At 38.2% G+C, this 228-nt stretch carries 1 protein-coding gene; it reads left to right on the forward strand.

Annotated elements, in window-relative coordinates:
* A partial coding sequence (locus GFU93_RS04235) for a hypothetical protein (protein ID WP_221411552.1) occupies window positions 1-228 on the forward strand: 228 nt, incomplete at both ends.

Below are 228 nucleotides of genomic sequence, written 5' to 3' on the forward strand. Positions count from 1 at the left end.
AAAGAAGCATTGAAGACATAAAAGGGAACTATGCGTACTTTGAAGTACCGTATAACGGAAAAGACAATGATGATTACGTAAACGGGGAAGGTTTCTGTTGTTCTCAGAATAATGCCTTAAGAGCAGGTATAGGAATCGGCAATGTGAATTATGAGAAAATGCAGTATTATTATCACCCGGATCATTTGGGCAGCTCAAGTTATATCACTAACTTAGACGGCGAAATAG

This window comes from Apibacter sp. B3546 (genome assembly GCF_009827885.1).
Lineage (GTDB): Bacteria > Bacteroidota > Bacteroidia > Flavobacteriales > Weeksellaceae > Apibacter.